Source organism: Bradyrhizobium sp. LTSP857 (assembly GCF_000938285.1).
GTDB lineage: Bacteria > Pseudomonadota > Alphaproteobacteria > Rhizobiales > Xanthobacteraceae > Bradyrhizobium.
Genome location: NZ_JYMS01000050.1, coordinates 65,575 through 91,245, shown reverse-complemented (window position 1 = coordinate 91,245; position 25,671 = coordinate 65,575). Strand labels below are relative to the sequence as shown.

The window sequence follows — 25,671 nt, the reverse complement described above, 5'->3', positions numbered from 1 at the left end:
AGAAAAAAGCGGCAATGGCGATGGCCATTGCCGCTTTGCACTCTTCGATCGAACGGCCTCAGGTCGGCCGCAGCGCTTTGGAATCGAGGTCGAGCTCGTTGACCTGCTTGTTCCGCTCGGAATCGGCTGCCGCGCGATGGTCGGTCGCCAGCACGACATAAACCGCCGGCAGGACAAACAGCGTGAACAGCGTGCCGATCGACATGCCGGCCACGACCACGAGGCCAATCGAGAAGCGGCTGGCCGCGCCCGCACCGGTCGCGGTCAGGAGCGGGATCAGGCCGGTGACCATCGCGGCCGTGGTCATCAGGATCGGTCGCAGGCGGATACGGGCCGACATCTCGATGGCCGAGCGGCGGTCGAGCCGTTCGTTGACCTGAAGCTCGTTGGCGAACTCCACCATCAGGATGCCGTGCTTGGTGATCAGCCCGACCAGCGTCAGCAGACCGACCTGGGTGTAGATGTTCATCGTGGCAAGGCCGAAGAACAGCGGGATCAGCGCGCCGACGATCGCCATCGGCACCGAGATCATGATGACAAACGGGTCACGCAAGCTCTCGAACTGGGCTGCCAGCACCAGGAAGATGATGACCAGCGCGAAGCCGAACGTGATCGCGAGCTGGTTGCCTTCCTGCACATACTGCCGGGAGTCCGCGAGATAGTCGTGGCTGAAGCCCTGCGGCAGATTCTTGGCCTCGCCTTCGAGGAAGTCGACCGCCGCACCGACGGTCACGCCGGGCATCGGCACGGCCGAGAACGTCGCCGAATTGAGCTGATTGTAGTGGGTTAGCGAATTCGGGTCGGTCCTGGTCTGGATCGACACTACCGTCGACAGCGGAAGCTGCTGACCGGAGTTGGTCGTAACGTAGTAGCTGCCGAGCGATTCCGGCGAGAGCCGCTGGCTGCGCGGCACCTGCGGAATCACCTGGTAGGACCGGCCCTCGAGATTGAAGCGGTTGATGTAGTTTCCGCCTAGTAGTACCGCGAGCGAACTGCCGAGATTCTGCATGTTGACGCCGAGATCCTGCGCCTTGCTGCGATCAATCTTCACCGTCACCGTCGGCTGGTTATAAGCAAGATCGCTGTCGGAGACGATGAACATGCCACTCTTGCGCGCAGCGGCCTTCAACTTCTCCATCTGCTCATAGACAGCCTGGAAGCCCGCGGTCGAGTTGATCACCATCTGCACCGGCAGGCCGCCCGGCCCGCCCGGCAGCGGCGGCAGGTTGAATGCAAAGGCCTGCACGCCCTCGATCTTGGAGAGCTCGGCCTGGACCAGCGGCTTCAGAGCGATCGACGAGCGCTTGCGCTCATCCCACGACTTCAGCAGCATGCCGGCGATGCCGCCCTGCGGGCCGTTGATGCCGTTCAGGACGAAACGCAGATCAGTCTCGGGGAATTTCTGGAATTCCTTGTCGAGCTTGTCACCATAGAAATCGACATAGTCGATGTTGGCGTATTTTGGCGCCTTGGTCACCGCGAAGACGATGCCCTGGTCTTCTTCCGGCGCCAGTTCCTTCGACGTGTGCATGTAGAGGAAGCCGACGAGCCCGAGGATCGTCACCGCGAACAGGCCGGTGATGGCCTTGTAGTCAAGCGAGCGGTCGAGCCTGCGGCCGTACCAGCGCGTCAAGGCGCCAAACACCCCGTTCACCAGCTTTGCAAACCGGCCCTCCTCGGTGTTCTTCAGCAACACCGAGCACATCATCGGCGACAGCGTCAGCGCGATCACGCCGGACACGATCACTGAGCCCGCGAGCGTGAAGGCGAATTCGCGAAATAGTGAGCCGGTGAGGCCGCCGAGGAAGCCGATCGGGGCGTACACGGCGGCGAGCGTAATCGTCATCGAGACGACGGGACCGACGATTTCCCGCGCGCCCTCCAATGAGGCCTGTACCGGTGTCTTCCCTTCTTCCAGATGCCGATGGATGTTCTCCACCACCACGATAGCGTCGTCGACCACGAGGCCGATTGCGAGCACCATCGCGAGCAGTGTCAGCAGGTTAAAGCTGAAGCCCAACATCAGCATCAGCGTGCAGACGCCGATCATCGACAGCGGAATGGTGACAACCGGAATGATGACGGAGCGGAACGAGGCCAGGAACAGGAAGATCACCACGATGACGATCACGATGGCTTCGCCCAGCGTCTTCTCGACCTCGTCGATCGACGACTGAATGAACTTGGTCGAATCGTAGGCGACCTTCATCTTCATCGACGGTGGCAAATTACGCTCGAGCTCAGGGAACAGCGCACGCACGCCTTTCACCAGCGTCAGCGGGTTGCCCTGCGGTGTCGCGTTCACGCCGATGAAGATCGCGTGCTCGCCGTTGAAGGCGACGCTCGCATCCGTGCTCTGCGCGGCAAGCTCGACGCTCGCGATGTCCTCCATCCGCACGAAGCCGCCGTCCTTGGCCTTGACGATCATCTTCTTGAACTGTTCGACGTTACCGAGGTCGGTATTCGTCGAGATATTCGAGACGATCAAATAACCCTTGGTCTGGCCCGCCGCGGACTGGAAGTTGTTGGCGGCGATCGCTGAGGCGACGTCGGCCGGCGAGATGTTGCGGCCGGCCATTTTCACGGGATCAAGCCACAGCCGCATCGCAAAGTTCTGGGCACCGAGGATGTCGGCGGATGCGACGCCATCGACGGTCGACAGCACCGGCTGCACCACGCGCGTGAGATAGTCCGAGATCGCCGAACCCGACAACTCCTCGGACGAGAATCCGAGATACATTACGGCCGTGGTCTGGCCAGTCGTCTTGGTGACGATCGGGTCGTTGGATTCCTTCGGAATCAGATATTTGACCGAGTTCGTCTTGGCCAACACTTCGGTGAGCGCCTGGTTCGGATCGAAGTTCAGCTTGATGTAGACCTGGATCGTCGAGGTGCCGAGCACCGAGGACGAGGTCATGTAGTCGACGCCTTCGGCGGAAGCGACCGCCTGCTCGATCGGCGTGGTGATGAAGCCCTGGATCAGTTCCGCGGACGCGCCGGGATAGACGGTCGTGATGTTGATGACCGTGTTCGACAGTTTTGGATATTGCCGGATCGGCAGTGTCGTCGCCGCGCGAAGGCCGATCAAAAGGATCAGCAGGCTGACGACGACCGACAGGACCGGGCGTTTGATGAAAATATCGGTAAAGCGCATCGCGGCGATCTCGATTCGATCTCGATTTCTTGGGCTTATGAAGCATGATCCGGCATTGCCGGATCATGCGAGCGCATTGTCAGTAGCGTGGCGGCTGCGCCGGAATTGTCGGAGCCGGGTCCGTTGAAATCGACACGGCAGAGCCCGATTGCAGCTTGAGCTGGCCGACGGCAACAACCTTGTCGCCCGGCTTCAAGCCCTTGATGATTTCAGCACGGCCATCGACCCGGTTGCCGGTCTGCACGAATGTGCGCACCGCGCTCAGGCTGGTCTTGCCGTCCTCTTCCTTCTTCTCGGTGATCACGAACACAGAGTCGCCGTACAGCGTGTAGTCGACCGAGGTCTCTGGCACGGTGACCACCGCCGGCTTGTCCGGCAGCACCACCGTGGTGGTCACGAACATGCCGGGCTTCAGGATCTTTTCCGGGTTGGAGACGGTTGCCTGCACGCGGATATTGCGGGTGTCAGTCGCGATCTGCGGCTCGATCGTGGTGACCTTGGCGTCGAAGGTGCGGCCCGGATAGGCGTCGACCTTCAGCCGGACCGACTGGCCAACTTTGAGGTTGCCCGAGTCCTTTTCCGTTACCGTGAAGTTTGCCCACAGCTCCGACAGATCGGTCAGCGAGACTATGGCGGTGCCGGCAGTGAGATACTGGCCGACCTCGACCTTGCGGACGCCGAGATCGCCGGAGAACGGCGCGCGGACCAGCTTCTGCGAGATCAGCGCTTCGGTCTTGGCGATGCCGGCCAGCGCCTGGTCGTAGGCCGCCTGCGCGGAATCGACGGTCGACTGCGGACCGAACTGGCGCGACGCCAGCTGCTTGGCGCGGTCGAGCGAAAGCTGCCCGACGGTTGCCTGCGCCTTGAAGCTCGCGAGGTCGCCCTGCTCCGGCGCGTCGAACAGTTGCACCAGCGGCATACCGGCTTCGACATGCGCGCCGGGTTCGAACTTGATCTCGGTGACGCGGCCGTTGACGTCGGCGGTGACGTCGACCTGGTGCACGGCGGCGAGGCCGCCGACCGCGGTCAGCAGGTTCGGGACCACCTCGGACTTCGCCTCGGCCGCACTGACCGCGGTCGGCGGCGGCTTGTTGTTGGCGAAGAACTGCTTGATCATCTGGCCGCGGAAATAATTGAACCAGACCAGGCCACCGACGAGCGCGCCCAGCAGCGTGCCGACGATGATGAACCAGAGCACCGGCCGGACCGGTCGCTTGGGAGCCTTGCTGTCGATCGGTTCGCCCGAAATCTTGTGTTCGGTTACGATGTTCATGTCATGCGCTTTCTGCAATCGCCGTCTTGCCGGCATCCGCGGCCTGATCGCGGCCCAAATGCGAAGCAATTGCGGCGTCGTTAAGTCCGATACCCCTCAGAAGAAACTCACACAGCTGCCGTTCCAGATCGATCGCCTTGCCGTAAGCGAGGCAGGGCACGGCCGGCAGCCTGGTCAGCGCAGCGGTCATCACCGTGTGATGCGCAAACCAGAACAGGTTGAGCGGCTCGCTGCTGCTCGGCCGCGCATCGCCGGCGGCGACCGCGCGTTCGAGCGAGGCGACGAAGACTGCTCCGATCAGCTTCTCGATCTTGGCATATAGCAGACGGGCGAATTCGCCATCATCCAAATGGCTCGTGGCCATCAGTCGCAGGCGCTGCGCCTCCTCCTGATCGGGGCCGTCGGCGATCTGGAGGAAGTGCTGGACCATGCCACGCATCAATTCGACCAGGGTCGCCGTCGACGGCTCTCGCTCCAGAAGATCCATCAGCGCCGGATCGGCTTCGCATTCGTCGCTGAGAATTTCAGCGTAGAGCGCCGCCTTGGAGGGGAAATGCTTGAACAGCAGCGCCTCGGAAATGGCAGCGGCGGCCGCCACGCTCTTGGTCGTGGTGCCGGTATAGCCGTGCCGGGCAAAGCAGCGTTTCGCGGCTCCGAGGATCAATTGACGCCTCAGGTCGCTCGTCATACGCAATGAGCTCATGGCTAGTGAGTAAGCACTCACCCACGCAAAAGTCAAGCCAAATGGTGCGCCGCAACCTAAATGGGTACAGATTCAGGGCAATTTTGCCACATATCAGGGTCAGATCGGCTGGAACCCGAGATCACCGCGGATCCGGTTGACGATGTAAGTTCCGTCCCGGCTCGGCAAGATCCGCTCCACGTTGGCGCTGTCGATCTTCACATTGGCAAATCGCGGGCCTGCCGAGACGTCGTGGACGGCTTTGGCGAAGGCCTCGACCTCGGCCATGGTCGAGATCGCGCAGGCGTCCCCGATGCCGCAGGCCCTGGCGACGCCGACGAGGTCCGCGGTGGCCGAGGTGTGGCTGGTCTGGCCGCCGGTCTCGCCATAGGCCTCGTTGTCGAGCACGACGATCGAGAGGTTGGACGGTTTTTGCAGGCCGATGGTGGCGAGGCTGCCCAAGCCCATCAGCATCTCGCCGTCGCCGGTGATGACCAGGACCGGCAACTTTGGCTGCGCCAGCGCCAAGCCCAGCCCGATCATCGCCGCACCGCCCATGCCGCCCCAGAGATAGAAATTGCGGGCGTGGTCGCCGGCGGCGGTGATGTCGTTGGTGGAGGCGCCGAGGCCGCCGATCGCAACCACGTCCTTGCGGTTCGCAAGCAACGCGGAGACCACCTGGCGGCGGTCGAGGAGATTGGCCTTGCTCATTTGGTGAAAACCTTGGCGCCGATCAGGCGCTGCGACAACAGGACGGCGGTGGGCGTCAGCGCGTTGTAGGCCTGCCCGGCAGCCGCTTCGAGCACAGCCGGCACCTCGGCTGCGTTCGAGGCGCGCAGCACCTTGATGCCGGAAAGCTCGAACACGCCCTGCGTGGTCGATCCCATCGGCACCTGCCACGGATTGAACTCGCCCCACTCGCCGCGCATGGTCACGAGCGTGAGGAACGGAAAACGCAGGATCGGGATCAGCGACAGCATGTTGATACAATTGCCGACCCCGCTCGACTGCATCAGAAGCACGCCGCGCTGCCCACCGGTCCAGGCGCCGGCGAGCAGCGCCACGCCCTCCTCCTCCGTCGTGAGCGGAATGCCGCGCATCGTGGATGAGCCCAGCACGTGCTGGATCAGCCTCGAATGACCGGCGTCAGGCACGTAGGGCACCTGCCGGACGTCGAAGCGTTGCAATGTCGCGAAAATATCGTCGGGCCAATTCGGGGCCGTGTCGGCAGCATCAGCGCGGGCGTGCATTTTCCTGTCCGGTCGGCTAGCTAATCACGGCACGACTGTAGACGGTGATCCGCATCGCTCGATAGAGCGAAAACGGCATATCGGTCTCAACCGGCGAGTATGGCGGCAATGAACGCAGATGCGAAAGAACTGGCGGCCAAGTTCGATCTGGAGAAGCTGACGGGCGAATTCTACGCCGATCCCTATCCGACTTATCGTGCACTGCGGGAGAACGAACCTGTCAAGCGCCTGCCGAACGGCACCGTGTTCCTGACCCGCTACGACGACCTCGTCACCACCTACAAGAACACAAAATCGTTCAGCTCCGACAAGAAGCGCGAGTTCGCGCCGAAATACGGCGACACCCCGCTCTACGAGCACCACACCACGAGCCTCGTGTTCAACGATCCGCCGGCGCATACCCGCGTGCGGCGGCTGATCATGGGCGCGCTGTCGCCGCGCGCGATCGCCGGCATGGAGGGCGACCTCATCAAGCTGATCGACGGCCTGCTCGACGCCATCGCCGCCAAAGGCGATTGCGAACTGATCGAAGATTTCGCCGCCTCCATTCCCATCGAGGTGATCGGCAATTTGCTCGACGTTCCCCATGACGAGCGTGGGCCATTGCGCGACTGGTCGCTGGCGATCCTCGGTGCACTCGAGCCCGTGGTATCGACTGAAGTCGCTGCGCGCGGCAACAAAGCGGTGACGGACTTTCTCGCCTATCTCTCGACGCTGGTAGCGCGCCGGCGCCAAAAGCCCGGCAATCCCGAGCGCGACGTGCTGACGCGCTTGATCCAGGGCGAGGAGAGCGGCGAACGGCTGACCGAGAAGGAGCTGCTGCACAATTGCATCTTCCTGCTCAACGCCGGCCACGAGACCACCACCAATCTGATCGGCAACGGTCTCGTCACGCTCGACCGGAATCCAGACCAGAAGCAGCGGCTGATCGACAACCCGGACCTGATCAAGACCGCCGTCGAGGAGATGCTGCGCTACGAGAGCTCGAACCAGCTCGGCAACCGCATGACCACGGAAAAGGTCGAGCTCGGCGGAATCATGCTCGATGCCGGCACGTCGATCACGCTGTGCATCGGTGCTGCGAACCGCGATCCCGCGCAGTTTCCCGATCCGGAAGCCTTCGACGTCGCGCGCACGCCGAACCGGCATCTCGCCTTCGCCACCGGCGCGCATCAATGCGCCGGCATGGCGCTGGCGCGGCTGGAAGGTGCCATCGCGATCTCGCGCTTCCTGGCGCGCTTCCCGAACTACGCCGTGAGCGGCGAGCCGGTGCTCGGCGGCCGGGTGCGCTTCCGCGGCTTCCTGAGCGTGCCCTGCTCCATCGGCCGATGAGGATTTCATGAACATCAACGAGATCCGCGAGCGCTGGGCCGATCCGCTCCTGACCGGGCTAACCGCCTTGCTCATGATCATGATGTTCGTGGTCTCCCCGCTCCAGGCGCTGGGGATCTTTGCCTTTCAGGCCTCAGAGCTGGTGCTGGCGCTGCTGCTCGTCGTCGGCATCTTCGTGATCTCGGGCAGCCCGGTCGCGGTCGTGGCGATGCTGATCGCGCTCGCCATGATCACGGTCGGCGCGATCCTGCGGATCAGGTCGCCCTCCATCCTCGATCTCAATCTCTTTGCCGGCTCCTGGTTCATCGTCGGCACCACAATGGCCTGGGCGGTGGCCCGCGCGACCTTCGCGCCGGGGCGCGTGACCTATCATCGCGTGATCGGTGCGGTGCTGCTGTATATGACGATCGCGGTGATCTTCTCGGCGCTCTACACCTTCATGGGCTCACTGGTGCCGACCGCGTTCGTCGGCATGAAGGTCGAGGACAGTCCGGCGCTGGCGAGCCAGGTGATCTATTTCAGCTTCGCGACGCTGACGACGACCGGTTATGGCGATGTCGCGCCGGTGCATCCGATCGTGCGCAGCCTGTGCAACATCGAGGCGGTGTTTGGCCAGCTTTATCCTGCGACGCTGCTGGCACGCCTGGTCACGCTCGAGATCGCGACTCCTGAATCACGCACCGGCCCAAACAAAAATGTCGAAAACAACCCCATGCACAGTAGCGGACAGCCCGGCGGAAAATGCCCGGTGGATGCGCAGAACCATTTGACACGCCGGAGTAAATCGGCAGCATCGCGCACGTCCCAGGCTGCCCAATGGGAGTGACGAAAAATGAGCGCGTCGGTCATTGATCTCCTCGCAACGGAAGCGCGCTTTGGCGCCAACAATTACGCGCCGATCGGCGTCGTGCTGTCGCGCGGCGAAGGTGTCTGGGTCTGGGATACCGAAGGCAACCGTTACCTCGATTGCCTCTCCGCCTATTCCGCGGTCAGCCAGGGCCACTGCCACCCCAAGATCCTGGCGGCGATGGTGGAACAGGCGCACCGGCTGACGCTCACCTCGCGCGCCTTCCACAACGACCAGCTCGCCTTGTTCTACGAAGAGATCGCGGCGCTGACCGGCTCCCACAAGGTGCTGCCGATGAACAGCGGCGCCGAGGCGGTCGAAAGCGCGATCAAGTCGGTGCGCAAATGGGGCTATGAGGTGAAAGGCGTGCCGGACGGCGAAGCCGAGATCATCGTCTGCGCCGACAATTTCCATGGACGCACGCTGGGCGTCGTCGGGTTTTCAACGGACGCCGAGACACGCGGACACTTCGGGCCGTTCGCGCCGGGCTTCAAGATCATCCCGTTCGGCGACGCGACGGCGCTGGAACAGGCGATCACGCCAAACACCGTCGCCTTTCTGGTCGAGCCGATCCAGGGCGAAGCCGGTGTCATCATTCCTCCAGCCGGCTATTTCACAGAGGTCCGCGAGCTCTGCACCGCCAACAACGTGATGCTGGTGCTCGACGAGATTCAGACCGGGCTCGGCCGCACCGGCAAATTGCTCGCCGAACAGCACGAGGGCATCGAGGCGGACGTGACGCTGCTTGGCAAGGCCTTGTCCGGCGGCTTCTATCCGGTGTCGGCCGTGCTCTCGAACAACGACGTGCTCGGGACATTGCGACCCGGGCAGCATGGCTCGACCTTCGGCGGCAACCCGCTTGCCTGCGCGGTGGCGCGCGCGGCGATGCGCGTGCTGGTCGAGGAAGGCATGATCGAGAACGCGGCCACGCAAGGCGCGCGCTTTCTGCAAGGCTTGAAGGACATCCGCGCCAACACGATCCGCGAGGTCCGCGGGCGTGGCCTGATGCTGGCGGTCGAGCTGCATCCCGAGGCCGGCCGCGCCCGCCGCTACTGTGAGGCGCTCCAGGGCAAGGGCATCCTCGCCAAGGACACCCATGAGCACACGATCCGCATCGCCCCGCCGCTGGTGATCACCAGCGACCAGGTCGACTGGGCACTGGAGCAGTTCGCGACGGTCCTGACGCAGGATTTCTCTTGAGGAGGCCTGCGTCGGACAATCGCAATGCCGGCCGTTGCCAACGGCGACCTCTTCCGCTACCTGGCAGCTATCGCGCATGGCGTCATTGGCGGTGGTGAGGCATCTACGATCGGTGGCTGCCGCAGACAAGCTATTCTGGAAACTAAACCGGTCTAGGATGAATCCTCTTCGCCCGGATAGACCATCACTCCCGCACCCGACGCAAGTTGCTCCGGGTCAAGAGAGCGAAGGACATTTGTCGTGTTCGAATATCCCCGCTCCCAACGGTCGTACATCAAGCGCCTATCGAAATCATGGGCCTCGTCAGTAGAATGTCCACGGTCGCTTAAATTAACAACGGCGATGAGCGGCTCTTCGGCAAGACTATCTCTTAGTCTGACCTCTTCTTCGCTCAGATCGGCCTCCGGTATTTTTTGCAATGCTCGCCGCAGCATCCGATTCACCTTTTCAATGTTGCGGTAATAGCTGCGGACCAATTGACCTCGGCTGGCATATTGGATCGCATTGATGCGCGTCGTGACTTGCTGCATGTCGTTTACTGGGTGCGCGCCAATCTGCTTCAATTCGACCTGGAAGACCAACAGCGGCTCGTGAGTTGCTAATCCCAGCAGATATTGGATGGGTGTTTTTGCCACCAACGTGGCGTCCCAGTACTTTCGTCCGTCTATCTGGACGCTTGGAAACCCGGGCGGCAAAGCGCAACTGGCCATGATGTGAGCGGGCGTAATTTTGGTAGTGAGATTGTCGAAATAGACAACCTCACCGCTAGCTTCATCGACAGCGCTGATGACGAAACGGATCTTTCGATCATTAATGCGATCGAAATCGACGAGACGCTCCAGCGTCTGCCGAAGCGGCGACATGTCGTAGAAGCTTGTTGCCGACATAAGTCCGGATAGTCCTCTCGGAACAAAAAATCCTGGCACGCCGCTTGCGACGGTCCAATAACTGCGTGGGACAAACGGGTTCCAAGCCGCCCACGGTGGCAGTAAGGCGCTTTCCGTCACCGTCTCCCAAAAATCTTTCAAGCGACTAATAGCGGAGTCAGGTGGATTCCCTGCGATAATGGCGGCGGTGATCGCGCCAACGGATTCGGCAACGATGATTTCCGGCACAAGGTTTTCACTCAACAGGGCTTGATAGACGCCGGCCTGGTATGCGCAAGATGCTCCGCCGCCCTCGAGCGTGAGTGCAAGTCGAAAGCGCTTGTCATCGCGAACTATCATGGTTGTCCAAACCTTGAGCCAGTCGAGATTGCGGTCCCGGATACGTCCTGCGCTATCATGCTCTCGGGCTGCGGCCGCGATCGACTCCAATGCCCCGGGGCTAAAGTTCACCTGGCCATACCGGCTTGCCCATGTATTGCGGACATAGCCAGGGACGGACCCCTCATCAACGATGAAGCGGTGATAGATCGACTCGAGATACCATGAGGGGTCATCATGGTCGGGCCGCTCACAATACGTCATGGCGCGCCCGCTCACCGCGCGGAACTGAGCTTGATCACGTTCCCAGAATGTGGAAAGCACCATCAAACGAGCAGAGTCATCCAGCTTGTAGGTGGAGTTAAGCAGATCTTCTACTATCGGCAGCTGAGCGAGGCGGTCGATCGCGATCACGGCCGAATTTTGTGGGCAATCCAGCAAGGCACCAAGGAATTCTGGGTCGAACCAATGTGGAATTGCCGCGGCAAACAATGCGCGCTGAAGTGCGCTGTCCATTGCGTCCAGCAGATTGTCGAGCAGGATCGCATCCCTAAGTTCGGCGGGAGCCGTCTCTAGGCTATATGCAAGTGCCTCGACCACCTAGCCGTTTTCCTCGGGTAAGCCCTGGATCCATGCCATGATCTTGTTCGGCTGCCCCTCCAATAGATGGCAGATGCCTCCGAGGTAGGACTCGGGATCTCTCGCACTGATGCGGCGTCCAAGGGCGGTAACCACCGGTATCCAGTCGGAAGGGTTCGGAACGCCGGCTAGCTTGCAGATCGGCGCGCAGGAGTTACCCCACTCGATATGATTTCGATCCGGAATGTCTCGGCCTGATACGATGACACGTACGGTTGGTGTCTGGGCTACACATCGAAGGAAGTGGTCTTCAATCAACTCACGCAGTTGCGTCGACGACGCTTCAAATCCATCCAAAATGAAGAGCAGCGGTTCTGATAGGGCTAAACAATCTTCGAACAGACACTCGACAAGAGGCACGATGTGGTCGACGCTGTCGCCGATCGACGCTCGGTTGATAGTGTCTTGCCAACCAAAGGGAAGTTCTGTGCTGACCTGTATTTGAAGTGGTCCGCCTAGCGCCCTTACGCCAGCTACGAACCGCGGCAGGTGTTGGACGCCGAGTTTGGCGACAGTTCGCGATAGTAATTCAGTGATGTTGTATCGTTTGGTGAGCTTGGCGCCAATATAGCGTACGTTGTCTGGAAACGCCCGCGCTCGCTCGAGCACGAGCAAGCTTTTGCCAAATCCCGCGTCCCCCTGAACCAGCAGAATTCGCTGCTCGCCGGTTGGCGCAACAAAGTCATCGAGTGTGCTGCAAACGTCGGCGTAATTGGCAATGATTGGCAAGGCCGAACGCGCTTTGGACGCCTTGCCGGCGTCGCGGTTGCCTGCGTAAGTTTCGTTGAGGCGGTCGTGGCGCGCAAATCCCGAGATGATGAATGGCTCGGTGTTGAGCGCGAAGGCCCGCTGCTTGGCGGACTCGTAGTAGCGCCTGAGATCCGGCCAACCGCCAAAGGGGCGAAGCGCGGCAATGAGAAGGTCGGTGAAGGTCTGACCGTCAATATAGTTGTAGGCACCCTCTTGAGTCGCGAAGAAGCCGATCTGTTCGGTATCAAGGTGTCGCCGGCCGTTTCCAACTGCGTCGGCCTCGAATTGCAGCTTGGTCGATTTGGCGCACACGTCCATCAGAAGAATTTGCTGGGCCAGATCGGAGAACTCGCTGGAGTGCAGCCATTCAAATCGGAGCGTCGCATTGAAGACACGATTTGCGAAGCCGTCCGAACGAAAGTCAGGGCACACAAGAATGCGGTGGCCAGCATTGTCAGCGTATCCGTGGCCTGACCAGTGAAGGAGCAGCCTGCCCCTGCGCTCGCGCAGCTTCCGGAAAGCGGTATCTATGGTGTCGCGCGTGAAGTTGTGATCGTGAACAGCGACGCCGCGAGCTTTTAATTGATCGAGGGCGTCCTGTTTGGATTGGGCTTCGAGACTGCTGTCGGTCGTCGCAATGTTGGCGAAGAGCTGGATCTCGGCTCTCTGTTCGAAGGCACCGAGGAGGTATTCGGCCATCCGGATCGCGTTGCGACACGGTCCCGGCACATCCCAACCGGGCTGATCGTAGCGTTCGATGCCAACGATAAAGGCGACCAAGTCGCTCGAGAGTTCAGACATGGCGCTGAACGAAATCCCGGATTGCAGTCCACACAGCCTCGCTGGTGAAGTAGGCGCCGTGCGAGTCTGGAAATGGCTGCCCGGATGAGAATGGGAGATCGGTTGCGTTCGGAAACAATCGTTGAGCCGCGAAACTCAGGAAATCGTTTCGGTCATAAATATTGAGCCATGGTGGAAAGGACTGGGGTAGCGGCCGCGGCCGTTTCAGGGATTGGAGGGCTCCGATCTCATAGAGCAGCGGCGCCTGAGAACCGGCCGTAACGAGGCAACTGACGACCGGAGGATCGGGAGATGCCAAAAGCTCAAAGCACGCTATTCCGCCAAGGCTATGTGAAATCAGCGTCACCGGCGGCGTGGCAGCTTGGATCTTCCGTCGGATGAAGTCGCGGATGGTTTCACCGTGCGCCTGGTAGAGAAGAACGTCGCCGATCGGAAAGGCCGAAGCCACGTTGAGTTGTCGGCGCTTGTCTCGCACCAGGCGGGTGCCCGCGCGCTTGACCAGATCAAAGAAGAAGTCACTGAGACCAAGAACCGTTTGTTTCCAGTCTGCAACCAATCGCGCGACCAATTGGTTGCGCAGGCTTGCGCTTGGTCCAGCAAGGCCTTCATCGGTGGATAGTCCGTGTAGCGCGGCAACAAGCGCACGTGCCAGCGCCCGGCAGACTACTGGAATTTCGTGAGCCGAGGCTTCGAAGGCGTCGCGGGTGACCGGTGCCGTAACAATCTTGGTCCACGCGGAAGGCCAAAATGACAGCAGAGTGCCACGCTCAAGCAATGTGGTGAGTTCATCAGACGGGCGGTATACCCGAACGCGATCCAACACGACCTCCCATTCCGGCATTCGGTCGGGGCGCGTCGTAGCCTCGGCTTCTTGGGCTAGGGCGGCATCTCGGATAGTAAGTGTCGAAAGCTCGAACAGCGGATCATCAAATAGCCAATCCCACTGGGCAAGCTCCTCTTCATCCCGCCGTAGGTCTTCTTTGGAGGGCGGGTCGGGAAGCGAGAGCCCCTCAAACTCCACGCCTAGGGGATCACCCCATGCGCAGGGTACGAAGTTAGGGGTATAGCTGCATTTCTGTGCCTGCTGCACGGCGAGCGCATAAGTTCTCTCGAAGCCCGCAAGCCGGACCCCAGTACCGTGCACGAAGATTGCGGTTCCACCAGACAATCTCTGCAACCTCTACTCAGGAATGTACGCCAGCATAACGCAGGTAGCTGCACCTATCAACAGATGCATCGTTGTGATGTTGCACCCGAGGCCGGCCGCGCCCGCCGCTACTGCGAAGCGCTCCAGCGCAAGGGCATTCTCGCCAAGGAGACCCATGAGCACACGATCCGCATCGCCCCGCCGCTGGTGATCACCGGCGACCAGGTCGACTGGGCGCTGGAGCAGTTCGCCACGATCCTGACGCAGGATTTCTCTTGAGGTTGCCTGCACCGGAAGATCGCAATGCCGGCCGCGACCAATGGCGGACCATTCGGCCATCTGTGCGTTGAAAGTTGTGGGCGATTACGATAGGCGCGAACTCATAAATCCAGCCTGATTGGTGTAGGCTTGCCCAATGTCCGTTGCACCTTTGTGGCGATCAAATTCAGCACCGCGTCGAACCGACGTGATGGGCCAGGAGCGGAAGTCGTCGAACCGTGTTACCGGCAACAGTTCCTATCGAGCTCCGGTTCTCGCGACGCGAACGCTCATATAGGTCATTCGGTTGGGGCTGCCGGACCATAGCCGCGCGGCAGATCGGAGGGTTTCAGGGCGTCGGCTAAATGCGCCACCGCGCAGCATATGCACCTCGCAATTTCCTGTCATCTGGGCCGCTCCGTTTGACGGCGCATCAATGTAGCTTTCGCTTCCGCAATCCTCGACCCAGTCGTAGACGTTACCGTGGACTTGAAAGAACCCCCACGGGTTCGGGACAAATGAATCGACCAAAGCTGTTCTAGCTGCCATCGGCTCCGGTTGATCGGTCGGATAGGCACTGTTGGCCTGAAGGGCTCTGAAATCATCGCCCCACCAATATGCAGTCGATGTTCCCGCCCGCGTCACATATTCGCGCTCTGCTTCGCTCAATAATCGATAAGGTCGCCCTGTCTTGCGCGATAGCCACTCCACGTATTCTTTGGCGTCATCCCAACGAATATTTATGACTGGTTGTTTTCCGCGCCCCCAATTTTGATCGGAGGGTCGATAGCTGCAACCCTTTGCAGCTGTGCAAGCGTCCCATTCATCGAATGTCACCGCGAAGCGACCTACGGCGAAAGTTTTTGCGAAGATGACCAGATGCTGTGGTCTTTCATCTGGTGTGCTCCCGACCTCGTTCTCGCTGGCTCCCATCCTGAACTGTCCCAAGGGAACGACGATCATCTCCGGACAGGATTCGCATTCCTTGAAATGGTCCATTGGTCTCAGAGAATTATTTTCGTTGTGCGACAGCGGTTGCGGAAAACGTGCCTTCAGCAACAGGCTGTCCCTCGTACCTGGAGCTGGTGGCAACGATGGTTGAGCACTCGGGCCACTCTGGCCATTTTCGGCAAGCGCAACTTGAACAAGCGACAAGACAGCTATCGTCCCAATCGCCGAAATCGCTCCAAACCTGACCATCCGGAAACGATGCGCGCCATAAGCTGCAAAGCACAGCGACTTGATGTCGCACATGGGTCAATCTCGTCGCTTTGTCATTCAGCCGGTGACTTCCAGTTCGCGCCGAAATCCGGACATGTCGCTGCGCCAACTGACACGATGGGCCACAACCCGACTCTCTCCCCGTATAGTAGAGGCTACTGAAACGGCCCCGGGAAAGTAGCGCGGCGCCGCAGACTTGCGCAAGAAAGGCACCCACGCTGACCTATGTTGAGTTCGTCATCCGACGTCACCCTCGCTGAACCTTTGCGGGATTTCCGGGACCAACCTCTATAGGCTGCGAGAATGACGGCTTTTTGCCGTGAACCGGCCCGAATATATTGAAGTCTGATTTTATTGGCGCTGCATTTGCGCAAGAGGGGTCCGTTATGGGCCGCACAGCTGGCAAGAAAGTCAGTTGCCATGCCATCCAGCGTCATTCGCCAGGATGGCGCCACTGTCGCGTTCTCGTTGTTGCGATGCTCTGTACCACATGCGCTCTCCTGTTTGCGAGCGAAGCCAGAGCTCAATGCACGGCGCGAAATGTCCTGCAGAACCAGCTAAGGCTCAAGAAAGGTCCGTCAGTTGACAGGCCGCAAATTCTGATCAAATCCGCCGTCGATGTTCCCGTGTGGAAGACGATCACAATCGGGACCTTTGCAAATTTCTTTGCCCTCAGTAACGCATTGGATGCGGCAGGTTGCGGCATTGGAAACTCGGCTGGCGAGATTCTCGCACGGCCGATCTTTACCCTTCGCGACACGAAAACAGACATAGAGCTATTCACGGTGTCGGCGGCCGAACTCGGCTTTCAGACCGATACTGCGTTGCTGGCGGACATTTATGCGCGCGCCAAACAGCTGGGTTTCGGACTTGCGGCGGCAGAAGTCGGGCCACAGCTGAGGCTTCAATATTTTGACCAGCCGATCGGTGAATTTCTTATCGTCGGAATGGAGCCAATCAGGACGTGGAAGGGCGCCCCCGTCATCCTGAATGTAGCTAATGGCGGAGCGGGACTAATTCTCATCGGCCAAGATGGCGGCGCCGACACACAGATCTCCGTGGCATCCCGTTTTGTATTTGTGCGGACCAACGAAGCCGCGCCTGCCGAAGCGCCGGAGGCCGTAGCACTTGTCGGCCGCTGAATTTCCAAGTGTACGCGGCGGCACAGCCAGGATCGTGCGTTGTTCCTCGACGGCAGATCGAAATCGACCGCTCAGAGTCATTCGCGGCCGGGGCGAGCCAGCAGCTCGTAGGATGGGTTGAGCTCCTGCGAAACCCATCAAATTTCATCCTTGCAGGTGGTCGAACAAGACGGACTAGACACTGCGTTGGTTGTTTGCGCGATGGGTTTCGCAAGAGCTCAACCAATCCTGCGGGCTGAGAGCCTCATGTTGAGAATGCTCTCTCCGACAATTTCACACGAACGGCGCGAAGATATCGTGCCGCTTGGGTAGAAGCCGCCGAAAATAGCGCCGTCCTTCTTCCGAAACGGTATTGCTGCCGACAAGGAAATCGTCGGGCATATGGCGTGTTTTGCTAGCCACGCGATCGAGCGGCACAAGCCGAGATTCGATACGCTCGCCGTCATAATGCAGCACCACCGAGCCGCTGCCGGTCAAGGCGCTTTGCGCGGCAAACGCGCCGGCGTCGAAAGCCTCCTTGCGGTCGGTTTCGTCGATCACGCCGATATATCCGCGCGGCAGATAGCCCAGTGTGTCGACACGCGCCCTGGCCTTGGGAAAACGCGATTTCAGCGCTTTCTGGATCTCGATGCCGAGATCACCGCCGGTCAATTGCAGATTGCCATGGGCGTCGCGCTCGATCGCCTCGCCCGCCAGCGCCTCGGCGAGAGGCCGGCCGGCTTCGTCCTGCACGCCCTCGGACATCGAGACGATGCAGCGGCCGAGCCGCGTGTAAACCGCATCGACGTCGTCGAGGAACTGGACAACCGAGAACGGCTTTTCCGGCGTGTAGATCAGATGCGGAGCATCGTCGGGCGATTGCTGCCAGCCCGCGGCCGCGGCGGAGAGAAAACCGGCATGGCGGCCCATGACGATGGCCACATAGATGCCGGGCATGGCGCGAAAATCGAGATCTATGCTGACAAGGGCATTGGCGACGAAGGCGGCTGCCGAGATGAAGCCGGGGACGTGGTCGTTCTCCATCAGGTCGTTATCGATGGTCTTGGGGGCATGCACGAAATGGCAGGGACCACTCGACTGTTGCCGCAGCAGTTCGAGCGTTCCGGCGGTGTCGTTGCCGCCAATATAGACAAAGGCGCGGGCGCCGAGCCGGTCCAGAGCCGCGAGGATATCAGAGCATGCGCCAGCATCCGGTTTGTCGCGGGTCGAGCCGAGCGCGGAATTGGGCGTGTTGCCGAGGCGGCGGAGTTCGGCCTCGGGCATGGTGGTCAGGTCGACGACGTTCCCCGCCGTGAGGCCGCGCACGCCATAGCGCGCGCCCAGAATGCGCGCGGACGGATCATGCCTGCGCGCGGCAAGGATGGCGCCACACAAGGTCTGGTTGATCACGGCGGTGGGGCCGCCGCCCTGGGCGATGACGATTGATGCCATGGATCCTCTATGACTTTGTTTCCGGCTATGCCGCCCGTGGACTGTGAGAGACGATTGAAGCGAAGATTGGCCAATGCTGCAACGGGCGGCCTGCCTGCAGTATCGTATCGTGACGCGGAAAAGCTACAGGCCTAAGCATCATTAATAGCTTAGCTTCCTACGGGGCCGAGATTTGCCCCAAGCAATTCGAAACGGTTGTAGGGAACAATCAACCCGAGTCATTTTCCACGCTGGGCAACGAGCCGAAGGCGCGTTTCAACATGTCGCAACAGCCCGCAAGCCCGTGAAGACGACACCCGCCGGGCCTACACCACCGTCCGATGCCGCGCGATGCAGGTGCGCAGCACCTCGTCCATCGGCTTGCCCCACCAGTCGTTGGAGAAGATCTCGATCTCGGAATAGCCGGCATAGCCCTGCGCCTCCACGGCGGCGCGCGCCGCGCTGCCTGTCATCATCACGCAATCGTTTGAGGCGAAGTTGCAATAAACAGCAAATGAACCCTTGCGTAGTGTTCGCGGCTTTTGCCAACATTCAACGTCAGGCGTTGCTTGTTTGTCCATACACGGTCCAGGGAAGTCCTGAGGTTTTCATCGTTACCTGAAAGAGGCCCCGACATGGTGGGTTCCAAAGAGCAATCCGTGACCCCTTCTGCGGCCGACGCTACGAGACCTGGATCGATGCAGCCGAGCTACGCGGCCATCCCAGGACTTGATTTGTTGGGATCGGGCTTCAATCCCTTCGATGCCAATGCTTCCGAGTTTGCCCCATCGTCGTTGCGCGGTTCGCTGGTGACGTTTATGGGGGCCGGAGGGACGGACTTCATGACGTCCGCGGTGCCCTATCAGGATGACGTCGGTGGCATATGGCCTATCCCGCCTGGGAGCGGCGATCCGTTAGTGGGAACCGCATACCAGGTCCCCGCCGATGTGCATGTCGGCGGAGTATTCAGCGCGACAAGTTCCGCGCAGACGTTTTCCACCTATCAGCAGATCGCGGACTATTACAGCGTTCAAGCCGGCCTCGAAGGTGGAGATGGGCTCTTCTGGGGGTCCGCAAATTCCGCTTTCTCGTCACAAAACTGCGAAAGCAGCTCGTACTTCTATGGTATCCACGAGACGCTCGCGGAAAGATGGAGTCTCACGCTCGACAACGCACTGCTGTATGCGCAGTCGCAGACTAACGGATCTTCATGGGACGCGGTTTTTTCCCAGGAGGCCAAGAGTCTTCCGGCAACGTTCGATCCGACGGATGAGTCGTGCGTCGATCGATATAAGGTTTTTTTTACCAAGTACGGCACCCATGTCGTGGCATCGGTGTTCGCCGGCGCGCGCAGCAGCCTAAGCGTTGCCATCGAACGATCGTCGAATATCAGTGAGACCGATGCGTCTCTCGACATCTCGGCCGAATACGACCTGGTCACCGGCTCGCTCGGCATGAAGAGTTCCTATGAGAATAAGAACTACGAGAGCAGCCGAACGAGCAAATTCCTGGCGATCGGTGGTAACGAGACGTTGGCATCCCTCGCGTCAAACGCGCCGTCCGCACAATCCAACACGGATGCGAAGCTCACAAACTATGAAGCCTGGATCGCTAGCACTGGCGCAAACCCGGTGACAATTGCGATCACTCTTGTCGGCATGTGGGAACTGTGCGTGTTTCCGGGGGCCGTCAAGACGGCACTAAAGGAGGCTTACACCTATTTCTCGCTACCTAACAGCGTCCTTCCGTTTTACTGCTATATCGGAAGCAACAGCGCTGATTATCTGTACACCACGCTAGAAAATCCGGAGGGCGATCCAACCGGGATAAGATTTTCAAGCTACAAACTGGTTGGCACTCCATTTTACGTATTGCCGCAGACAACAAGTTGCCAAACGGCAGTGACCCTGCATCGCTATTACAATAAATCCGTCCACTTCTTCACGACAGATACCGCCAGCGATGCAGCTGTTATAGCAGAAGGACATTACACCGAGGACCTAAGCTATTTCAGCAAAGTGCTGCCCTTGCAGCCGCAGGGCCTGCAATCCAGCGCACTCGCCACTGTTTACCGCTGGGCCCTCCGGGATGAAGGCCATTGTTTCGGCCTGGACCCGGACGCCCCGCCGGTGCCAGCCAATGAAATAGAGGCTGCGGAGGGCGAGAAATGGACGGCCTTCGCAAATGGGCCTTCTGATCCCTTCAGTCTGTCCGATTAGAGCTCCAACCCAAGGGATGATCCAACATGCAGGTCATATACTCTAACGCAGCCTTTGCCCAAGCGAATGCTGGCTGTCCGCCTCAAAATCGTGACGCACTATTTTCGCAAATCGCCCAACAGGCGCAGGGCCTTGGATATGTGCGGAACGACCCGGAAAGGTACGCCAATGAAACGCACACTTTTGCGATCCCTATTAACGACCCACGTTGGCAACTGCTCGTCGCCAATGCGTATGTGAGTGCTATGGAAAAGGAAGGATTTTTCAGAAGAAGATATGTGGGCACGCAAGTGATGGTTGTTAGCTTCCAGTAGTTTCGGTGCCGGCGTTGCGAAGACAATGCACCTATGTGCAGCACCTTCCACTTGTTGTCTCCCTCCAAGGGATCCGCACCAGCCCCCCGCGACATCGGTGTCAGTTGAGGCATCGAACATCTCGGAATTTCGCCCTCGCTCATCTTACGAATTTTGCATAGGCGGACGGGCCCCGCTAAAGACAAACGATCTGACCACGGCCGCCGGAATAGCTACACCACCGTCCGGTGCCGCGTGATGCAGGTGCGCAGCACCTCGTCCATCGGCTTGCCCCACCAGTCGTTGGAGAAGATCTCGATCTCCGAATAGCCGGCAAAACCCTCCGCTTCGACCGCTTTGCGCACGGATTTGATATCGATCACGCCGTCGCCCATCATGCCGCGGTCGTTGAGAATGTCTTTGGTCGGCACCAGCCAGTCGCAGACATGGAAGGCGAGCAGGCGGTCCTTGCCGGCGCGCGCGATCTGGTCCTTCAGCTCCGGGTCCCACCAGATGTGATAGACATCGAGCGCGACGCCGAGCATGCCGGTGCGGCTGGGGTCGAGCCGGTCGCAGATGTCGAGTGCCTGTTTCGTCGTGTTCACGCAGGCGCGGTCGGCCGCATAGGCCGGATGCAGCGGCTCGATGGCCAGCGGCAGGTTTGCCTGTCTGGCGTAGTCGAGCATCTCGGCCAGCGCGTGCTCGACCTGCGTCCGCGCGCCGGCAATGTCCTTCGATGCTTCACTGCCCGGCCGCGAATATTGCGGCAGGCCGCCGACGACCAGCACGATGCAGGGCGCGCCGAGCGCCTTGGCTTCGTCCACGCAGCGCCGGTTGTCGTCACGGACCTCGCCTCGGCGCGACGCATCGGACGTGAACATGCCGCCGCGGCAATAGCCGGAGAGATCAAGGCCGGCGTCGCGCACGGCGCGCACAGCGCGGTCGAGACCGACCGCGGCGATCTGGTCACGCCAGGGATCGATGGCGCGGATGCCGTGCCTGGCGCAGGCCTCAATGATCTCGACAAGGTCACCCTGCTTGCGGACCGTCGCCGTGTTCAGCGACAGCCAGCGATGATCGGACGAAAAATCACGCATCAGGAGTCGATCCCGTGCGAGGCCAGCACGGTCTTCATCCGCCGCGTCGCCAACTCCGGATTGGCGAGCAGTCCGGCCTGATCGGCCAGGCGGAACAGCTCGGCCAGATGCAGCATCGAGCGTGTGCTCTCCTGGCCGCCCACCATGGTGAAATGATCCTGGTGGCCGTTGAGGTAAGCCATGAACACCACGCCGGTCTTGTAGAAGCGCGTCGGCGCCTTGAAGATGTGGCGCGACAGCGGCACGGTCGGACCGAGCACGTCTTGGAAGCCGGCCTCATCGCCGGCAGCTAACCGCGACAGTGCGTAGGATGCGGCCGGCGCGATCGCATCGAAGATGCCGAGCAATGCGTGCGAAAAGCCTTGTTCGTCGCCGGCGATCAGCTCGGCATAATTGAAGTCATCGCCGGTGTACATCTTGATGCGCTTGTCCAGACGACGGCGCATGTCGATCTCGCGCTGCTTGTCGAGCAGCGAGACCTTTACGCCGTCGACCTTGCCGGTGTTGCCGTTGATGATGCCAACGGCCGTATCCATCGCCTTGTCGAGATCGTTGGTGCCCCAATATCCCGTCAGCGCGGGATCGAACATGTCGCCGAGCCAATGGATGATCACGGGCTCTCGGACTTGCGACAGCACGCGGTCATAAACCTTGGCGTAGTCATCGGCGTTGCGGCCAAGCTTGGCCAGCGCACGCGACGCCATCAGGATGATGCGGCCACCAACCTTCTCGACCGCCGAGACCTGCTCCTCATAGGCGCGGATCACGTCGTCGAGACTCTTGGCATCCTCCACGGCGAGATGGTCGGTGCCAGCCCCTGAGAACACCAGCGCATTGCGCCGTTTGGCGGCAGCGACCGAGCGCGTGATCAATTCCAGCGAGGTCGGCCAGTCCAGCCCCATGCCGCGTTGCGCCGTGTCCATGGCTTCGGCAACGCCGAGCCCGAGGTCCCAGACGTGTTCGCGGAAGGCGATGGTCTTGTCCCAGTCGACGGCGGCGGAGAGCCAGGGATCGTTGTCGGCGAAGGGATCGACGACGGTGTGCACGGCCGAGAACGCGATGCGGCTGAGCGTGCCTTCAAGTTTGGCCGGAAAAATTCGCGACGCCGCGAGCCGGTAGGTCTCGATCAAGCGATCGGCCTTCGGCAGTTTTAGCGACAATGACGACATCTGCAGGACGGGCTTGTTCATGTGTCCCTCCTCAGACCTTGATCGGGGCGACGTCGATCCAGCGCCGCTCCTTCCAGCTCTTCAGCGCGCATTCGGCGAGCTGCACGCCCTTGACGCCTTCGAGCAGCGTGAACTTGTAGGGTGCATCCTCGTAGACGTGACGGATGAACATCTCCCATTGCTCCCTAAAGCCGTTGTCGTAGGTGACGTTATCCGGCAGTTTCTGCCAGTCGCCGTAGAAATCGTGCAGCCGCTTCTCGTCGGGATTCCACACCGGCCGGGGCGTCGCCTGCCGGGCCTGGATCATGCAGTCGGACAGGCCGGCGACCGCCGAGCCGAGCGTGCCGTCGACCTGGAAGGTGACGAGATCGTCGCGATAGACGCGCGTCACCCAGGACATGTTGATGTGCGCGATGGCGCCGCCCTTGAGCTGGAACGTCGCGTAAGCCGAGTCATCGGCGGTCGCTTTGTACTTCTTGCCCTGCTCGTCGTAGCGCTCGGGAATGTCGGTGTTGCCGATGCAGACCACGCTCTCGACTTCGCCGAAGAGATTGTCGAGCACGTAGCGCCAGTGGCAGACCATGTCGAGAATGATGCCGCCGCCGTCCTCGTCGCGATAATTCCAGGACGGCCGCTGCGCCTCCTGCCAGCCACCTTCGAACACCCAATAGCCGAACTCACCGCGCACCGAGAGGATGCGGCCGAAGAAGCCGGAATCGCGCAGGAAGGCGATCTTCTTCAGGCCGGGCAGGAACAGCTTGTCCTGCACCGTGCCGTGCTTGACGCCCTTGGCATTCGCAAGCTTGACGACCTCCAGCGCTTCTTCAAAATTCGTCGCAATCGGCTTCTCGCAATAGACGTGCTTGCCGGCCTTGATGGCCTGGGTCAGCAGGCCGGGCCGGGCCTGCGTGGTCGCGGCGTCGAAGAACATCGTGTCGTTCTTGTCGGCGAGCGCGGCGTCGAGATCGGTGGTCCAGCGCGTGATGTTGTACTGTTTCGCAAGCCCCTCCACCTTCTCGGCGCTGCGGCCCACCAGAATCGGATCGGGCATCACGCGGTCGCCGTTCTTCAAGCGAACGCCGCCCTGGTCGCGGATCGCGACGATCGAGCGGATCAGATGCTGGTTGAGCCCCATGCGGCCGGTGACGCCGTTCATGATGAGGCCGAGGCGTTGGGTGGTCATGCCAATTGCTCCTGAAGTGGTTTTGGCTGTTCGAGCGGGGCCAGCGCCGACCAGTCCGGATGGACCGACGTCGCAAAGCCCGTTGCGTTGAGCGATCCCGTCAGGAGATCGCCGTTGTGGATTTTGAGCCGAATGCCATGGCCGGCATCGGCGTAGAGATCGGGATGCGCCGCCGCGAAGGCTTGCGCTTCAGCGGCGGGCGTCTCGCCAAAACCATCGACATAGTGATGGCCGTTGCGCTCGGCATGGGTGATACCGATGAAGGCGCCGAGCGCGAGATCCTGCTGCACGGCAAGGCCAGCCTGGCACGTCAGATCCTCGCCCGTCACAAAGAACCTCGCTCCGCCTGCGCTCCATTTCGCAGCGCGCGTCGCGTTGACGATGGACTTGTAGAGCCCCTTGCATGATTTCGACGAAATGCCGCAATAGCCGAGCGCTCGCGCCGACGGGAACGCATCGTAGGAATCATCGGCTTCATCGATGATGAAGCCATGTGCGGCCAGGGAGCCGAGCGGAGATTGCCGGGTGATGTCGCGCGGCATCGGTTGCTCGACATAGAGCAGGCGCGACGAGATCGGTCTCAAAGCGGAGTCATGATCGAGCCGATCCATCAGCGCACGCAGCACGGCAAGATCGGCGTACTGCTCGTTCGCATCGAGCGTGACCTTGTAGTCCCGTCCGAGCGTATCGAGCTCCTTGCCGATGCGCGCCAGCCGCGCCGCATCCGCCGTGGAGTCGCCGGACAGCTTCAGCTTGAAATAGCGTGCGCTGGCATTCTCGCTGATATCGGCAACGCCGCCTTCGCCTTCAACCGTGTCGTCAAGACCAACGGTATGCCTGATCGCGACGCGCGGCAGCGGCTTTCGGCTTGCGAGAAATTGCGCGATGTCAGTGGCTTTCAGATCGGGCGAAAGCCGCGCATCGATGCCGGCGATGTTGCCGGCCATCCCGTCGAAGAAATTGGTCTCGACGGCACGCAGCACCGCATCGAGCACCGCCTTGTCGATCTCCGCCGGGCCGTAGGCCGCAGCCAGCGCCGGCATGTTCTTTTTCGCGCAGGTTGCGACCTGGGCACCGATGCACGACGCGTGCAGATCGAACGCCGTCAGGAATTCAGTCCGCGCCAAATAGAGCCCGCGCGCGATTACGAGCGAGCGGCGCAACTCGTCGACCGTCTGCGCCGGCGACAGCTCCGCCCGCTTGTCGAACCATTTTGGCACCAGCAGCTCGGCGCTGGCACCGACGGCGGTTCCCCTGCCCTCGAGCTCGATCTCGACCCGCACGAACAGCTGCGGCGTCGCTTTGATCGTGATCGCGCCAAAGCGGAACGGCCGCGCGAACTGCACGGGACGTTCGAAGAACGCGATGTCTCGCAGTTTCAGGCGCGGTGCCATGGTCG

Annotated in this window: 20 protein-coding genes and 2 pseudogenes; 7 read left to right on the top strand and 15 right to left on the bottom strand. The window is 60.8% G+C overall.

What is annotated here, in order from left to right; all coding sequences use genetic code 11:
- Positions 1 to 58: 58 nt before the first annotated feature.
- From UP06_RS38495 to UP06_RS38475, 5 genes are all read right to left on the bottom strand, one after another.
- On the bottom strand, positions 59 to 3,154 hold the full coding sequence (locus UP06_RS38495; protein ID WP_045008935.1) for a MexW/MexI family multidrug efflux RND transporter permease subunit: 3,096 nt from the start codon (positions 3,152 to 3,154) through the stop codon (positions 59 to 61).
- Between the two features lie 79 nt (positions 3,155 to 3,233).
- Positions 3,234 to 4,427, bottom strand: a complete 1,194-nt coding sequence (locus UP06_RS38490) for an efflux RND transporter periplasmic adaptor subunit (protein WP_045008934.1) — start codon at positions 4,425 to 4,427, stop codon at positions 3,234 to 3,236.
- Between the two features lies 1 nt (position 4,428).
- Entirely contained in the window at positions 4,429 to 5,130 is a 702-nt protein-coding gene (locus tag UP06_RS38485; RefSeq protein ID WP_082081902.1) for a TetR/AcrR family transcriptional regulator, read from the bottom strand.
- Positions 5,131 to 5,229: 99 nt separating this feature from the next.
- The gene (locus UP06_RS38480) at positions 5,230 to 5,820 is read right to left on the bottom strand and encodes a thiamine pyrophosphate-dependent enzyme (protein WP_045008932.1); all 591 of its coding nucleotides are present in this window, start codon (positions 5,818 to 5,820) and stop codon (positions 5,230 to 5,232) included.
- Positions 5,817 to 6,359, bottom strand: coding sequence for a phosphonopyruvate decarboxylase (locus tag UP06_RS38475; RefSeq protein WP_045008931.1), 543 nt, complete (start codon positions 6,357 to 6,359; stop codon positions 5,817 to 5,819). The genes UP06_RS38480 and UP06_RS38475 overlap by 4 nt, the downstream gene beginning before the upstream one ends.
- A gap of 108 nt (positions 6,360 to 6,467) precedes the next feature.
- Here UP06_RS38475 and UP06_RS38470 point away from each other — a divergent pair, with 108 nt between their 5' ends.
- The 3 genes from UP06_RS38470 to rocD are packed head-to-tail and all read left to right on the top strand — an operon-like array spanning position 6,468 to position 9,738.
- On the top strand, positions 6,468 to 7,691 hold the full coding sequence (locus UP06_RS38470) for a cytochrome P450 (protein WP_045009075.1): 1,224 nt from the start codon (positions 6,468 to 6,470) through the stop codon (positions 7,689 to 7,691).
- 7 nt (positions 7,692 to 7,698) lie between these two features.
- Positions 7,699 to 8,517 (top strand): potassium channel family protein, encoded by an 819-nt coding sequence (locus tag UP06_RS38465; protein ID WP_082081900.1) that lies wholly within the window; start codon positions 7,699 to 7,701, stop codon positions 8,515 to 8,517.
- Positions 8,518 to 8,523: 6 nt separating this feature from the next.
- The gene (gene rocD / locus UP06_RS38460) at positions 8,524 to 9,738 is read left to right on the top strand and encodes an ornithine--oxo-acid transaminase (RefSeq protein ID WP_045008930.1); all 1,215 of its coding nucleotides are present in this window, start codon (positions 8,524 to 8,526) and stop codon (positions 9,736 to 9,738) included.
- 152 nt (positions 9,739 to 9,890) lie between these two features.
- Here the strand turns inward: rocD and UP06_RS40495 are convergent, their stop codons facing one another.
- From UP06_RS40495 to UP06_RS38445, 3 genes are read right to left on the bottom strand one after another with little or no spacing between them, the layout of a single operon-like run.
- On the bottom strand, positions 9,891 to 11,543 hold the full coding sequence (locus UP06_RS40495; protein WP_050032660.1) for a patatin-like phospholipase family protein: 1,653 nt from the start codon (positions 11,541 to 11,543) through the stop codon (positions 9,891 to 9,893).
- Positions 11,544 to 13,133 (bottom strand): ATP-binding protein, encoded by a 1,590-nt coding sequence (locus UP06_RS38450; protein ID WP_045008929.1) that lies wholly within the window; start codon positions 13,131 to 13,133, stop codon positions 11,544 to 11,546.
- Positions 13,126 to 14,310 (bottom strand): lipase family protein, encoded by a 1,185-nt coding sequence (locus tag UP06_RS38445; protein WP_156163496.1) that lies wholly within the window; start codon positions 14,308 to 14,310, stop codon positions 13,126 to 13,128. The genes UP06_RS38450 and UP06_RS38445 overlap by 8 nt, the downstream gene beginning before the upstream one ends.
- Before the next feature lie 66 nt (positions 14,311 to 14,376).
- Here UP06_RS38445 and UP06_RS38440 point away from each other — a divergent pair.
- Positions 14,377 to 14,559: pseudogene (locus UP06_RS38440) on the top strand (aminotransferase class III-fold pyridoxal phosphate-dependent enzyme); the annotation flags it as partial.
- Between the two features lie 237 nt (positions 14,560 to 14,796).
- Here the strand turns inward: UP06_RS38440 and UP06_RS40490 are convergent.
- A complete protein-coding gene (locus UP06_RS40490) occupies positions 14,797 to 15,792 on the bottom strand; it encodes a formylglycine-generating enzyme family protein (protein ID WP_245305657.1) in 996 nt (331 codons plus the stop codon).
- A 353-nt stretch (positions 15,793 to 16,145) separates the two neighbouring features.
- Here UP06_RS40490 and UP06_RS38435 point away from each other — a divergent pair, with 353 nt between their 5' ends.
- Positions 16,146 to 16,901, top strand: coding sequence for a hypothetical protein (locus UP06_RS38435; protein ID WP_045009072.1), 756 nt, complete (start codon positions 16,146 to 16,148; stop codon positions 16,899 to 16,901).
- 273 nt (positions 16,902 to 17,174) lie between these two features.
- On the opposite strand, the gene UP06_RS38430 is transcribed toward UP06_RS38435, so the two are convergent.
- Both UP06_RS38430 and UP06_RS41310 read right to left on the bottom strand, forming a co-directional pair.
- Complete coding sequence (locus UP06_RS38430; protein WP_045008926.1) at positions 17,175 to 18,332, bottom strand: diphosphate--fructose-6-phosphate 1-phosphotransferase; 1,158 nt, start codon at positions 18,330 to 18,332, stop codon at positions 17,175 to 17,177.
- 305 nt (positions 18,333 to 18,637) lie between these two features.
- Positions 18,638 to 18,772 (bottom strand): annotated as a pseudogene (locus UP06_RS41310) (sugar phosphate isomerase/epimerase); the annotation flags it as partial.
- Positions 18,773 to 18,946: 174 nt separating this feature from the next.
- Here UP06_RS41310 and UP06_RS38425 point away from each other — a divergent pair.
- Together UP06_RS38425 and UP06_RS41305 are read left to right on the top strand one after the other, a co-directional pair.
- A complete protein-coding gene (locus UP06_RS38425; RefSeq protein WP_082081896.1) occupies positions 18,947 to 20,530 on the top strand; it encodes an MAC/perforin domain-containing protein in 1,584 nt (527 codons plus the stop codon).
- Between the two features lie 26 nt (positions 20,531 to 20,556).
- On the top strand, positions 20,557 to 20,844 hold the full coding sequence (locus tag UP06_RS41305) for a hypothetical protein (protein WP_156163495.1): 288 nt from the start codon (positions 20,557 to 20,559) through the stop codon (positions 20,842 to 20,844).
- A gap of 212 nt (positions 20,845 to 21,056) precedes the next feature.
- Here the strand turns inward: UP06_RS41305 and UP06_RS38420 are convergent, their stop codons facing one another.
- The 4 genes from UP06_RS38420 to UP06_RS38405 are packed head-to-tail and all read right to left on the bottom strand — an operon-like array spanning position 21,057 to position 25,666.
- On the bottom strand, positions 21,057 to 21,920 hold the full coding sequence (locus tag UP06_RS38420; RefSeq protein WP_045008924.1) for a sugar phosphate isomerase/epimerase family protein: 864 nt from the start codon (positions 21,918 to 21,920) through the stop codon (positions 21,057 to 21,059).
- On the bottom strand, positions 21,920 to 23,110 hold the full coding sequence (locus UP06_RS38415) for a dihydrodipicolinate synthase family protein (protein ID WP_045008923.1): 1,191 nt from the start codon (positions 23,108 to 23,110) through the stop codon (positions 21,920 to 21,922). The genes UP06_RS38420 and UP06_RS38415 overlap by 1 nt, the downstream gene beginning before the upstream one ends.
- Positions 23,111 to 23,120: 10 nt before the next feature.
- The gene (locus tag UP06_RS38410) at positions 23,121 to 24,272 is read right to left on the bottom strand and encodes a Gfo/Idh/MocA family protein (protein ID WP_045008922.1); all 1,152 of its coding nucleotides are present in this window, start codon (positions 24,270 to 24,272) and stop codon (positions 23,121 to 23,123) included.
- Positions 24,269 to 25,666, bottom strand: coding sequence for an enolase-like domain-containing protein (locus tag UP06_RS38405; RefSeq protein ID WP_045008921.1), 1,398 nt, complete (start codon positions 25,664 to 25,666; stop codon positions 24,269 to 24,271). The genes UP06_RS38410 and UP06_RS38405 overlap by 4 nt, the downstream gene beginning before the upstream one ends.
- Positions 25,667 to 25,671 lie beyond the last annotated feature (5 nt).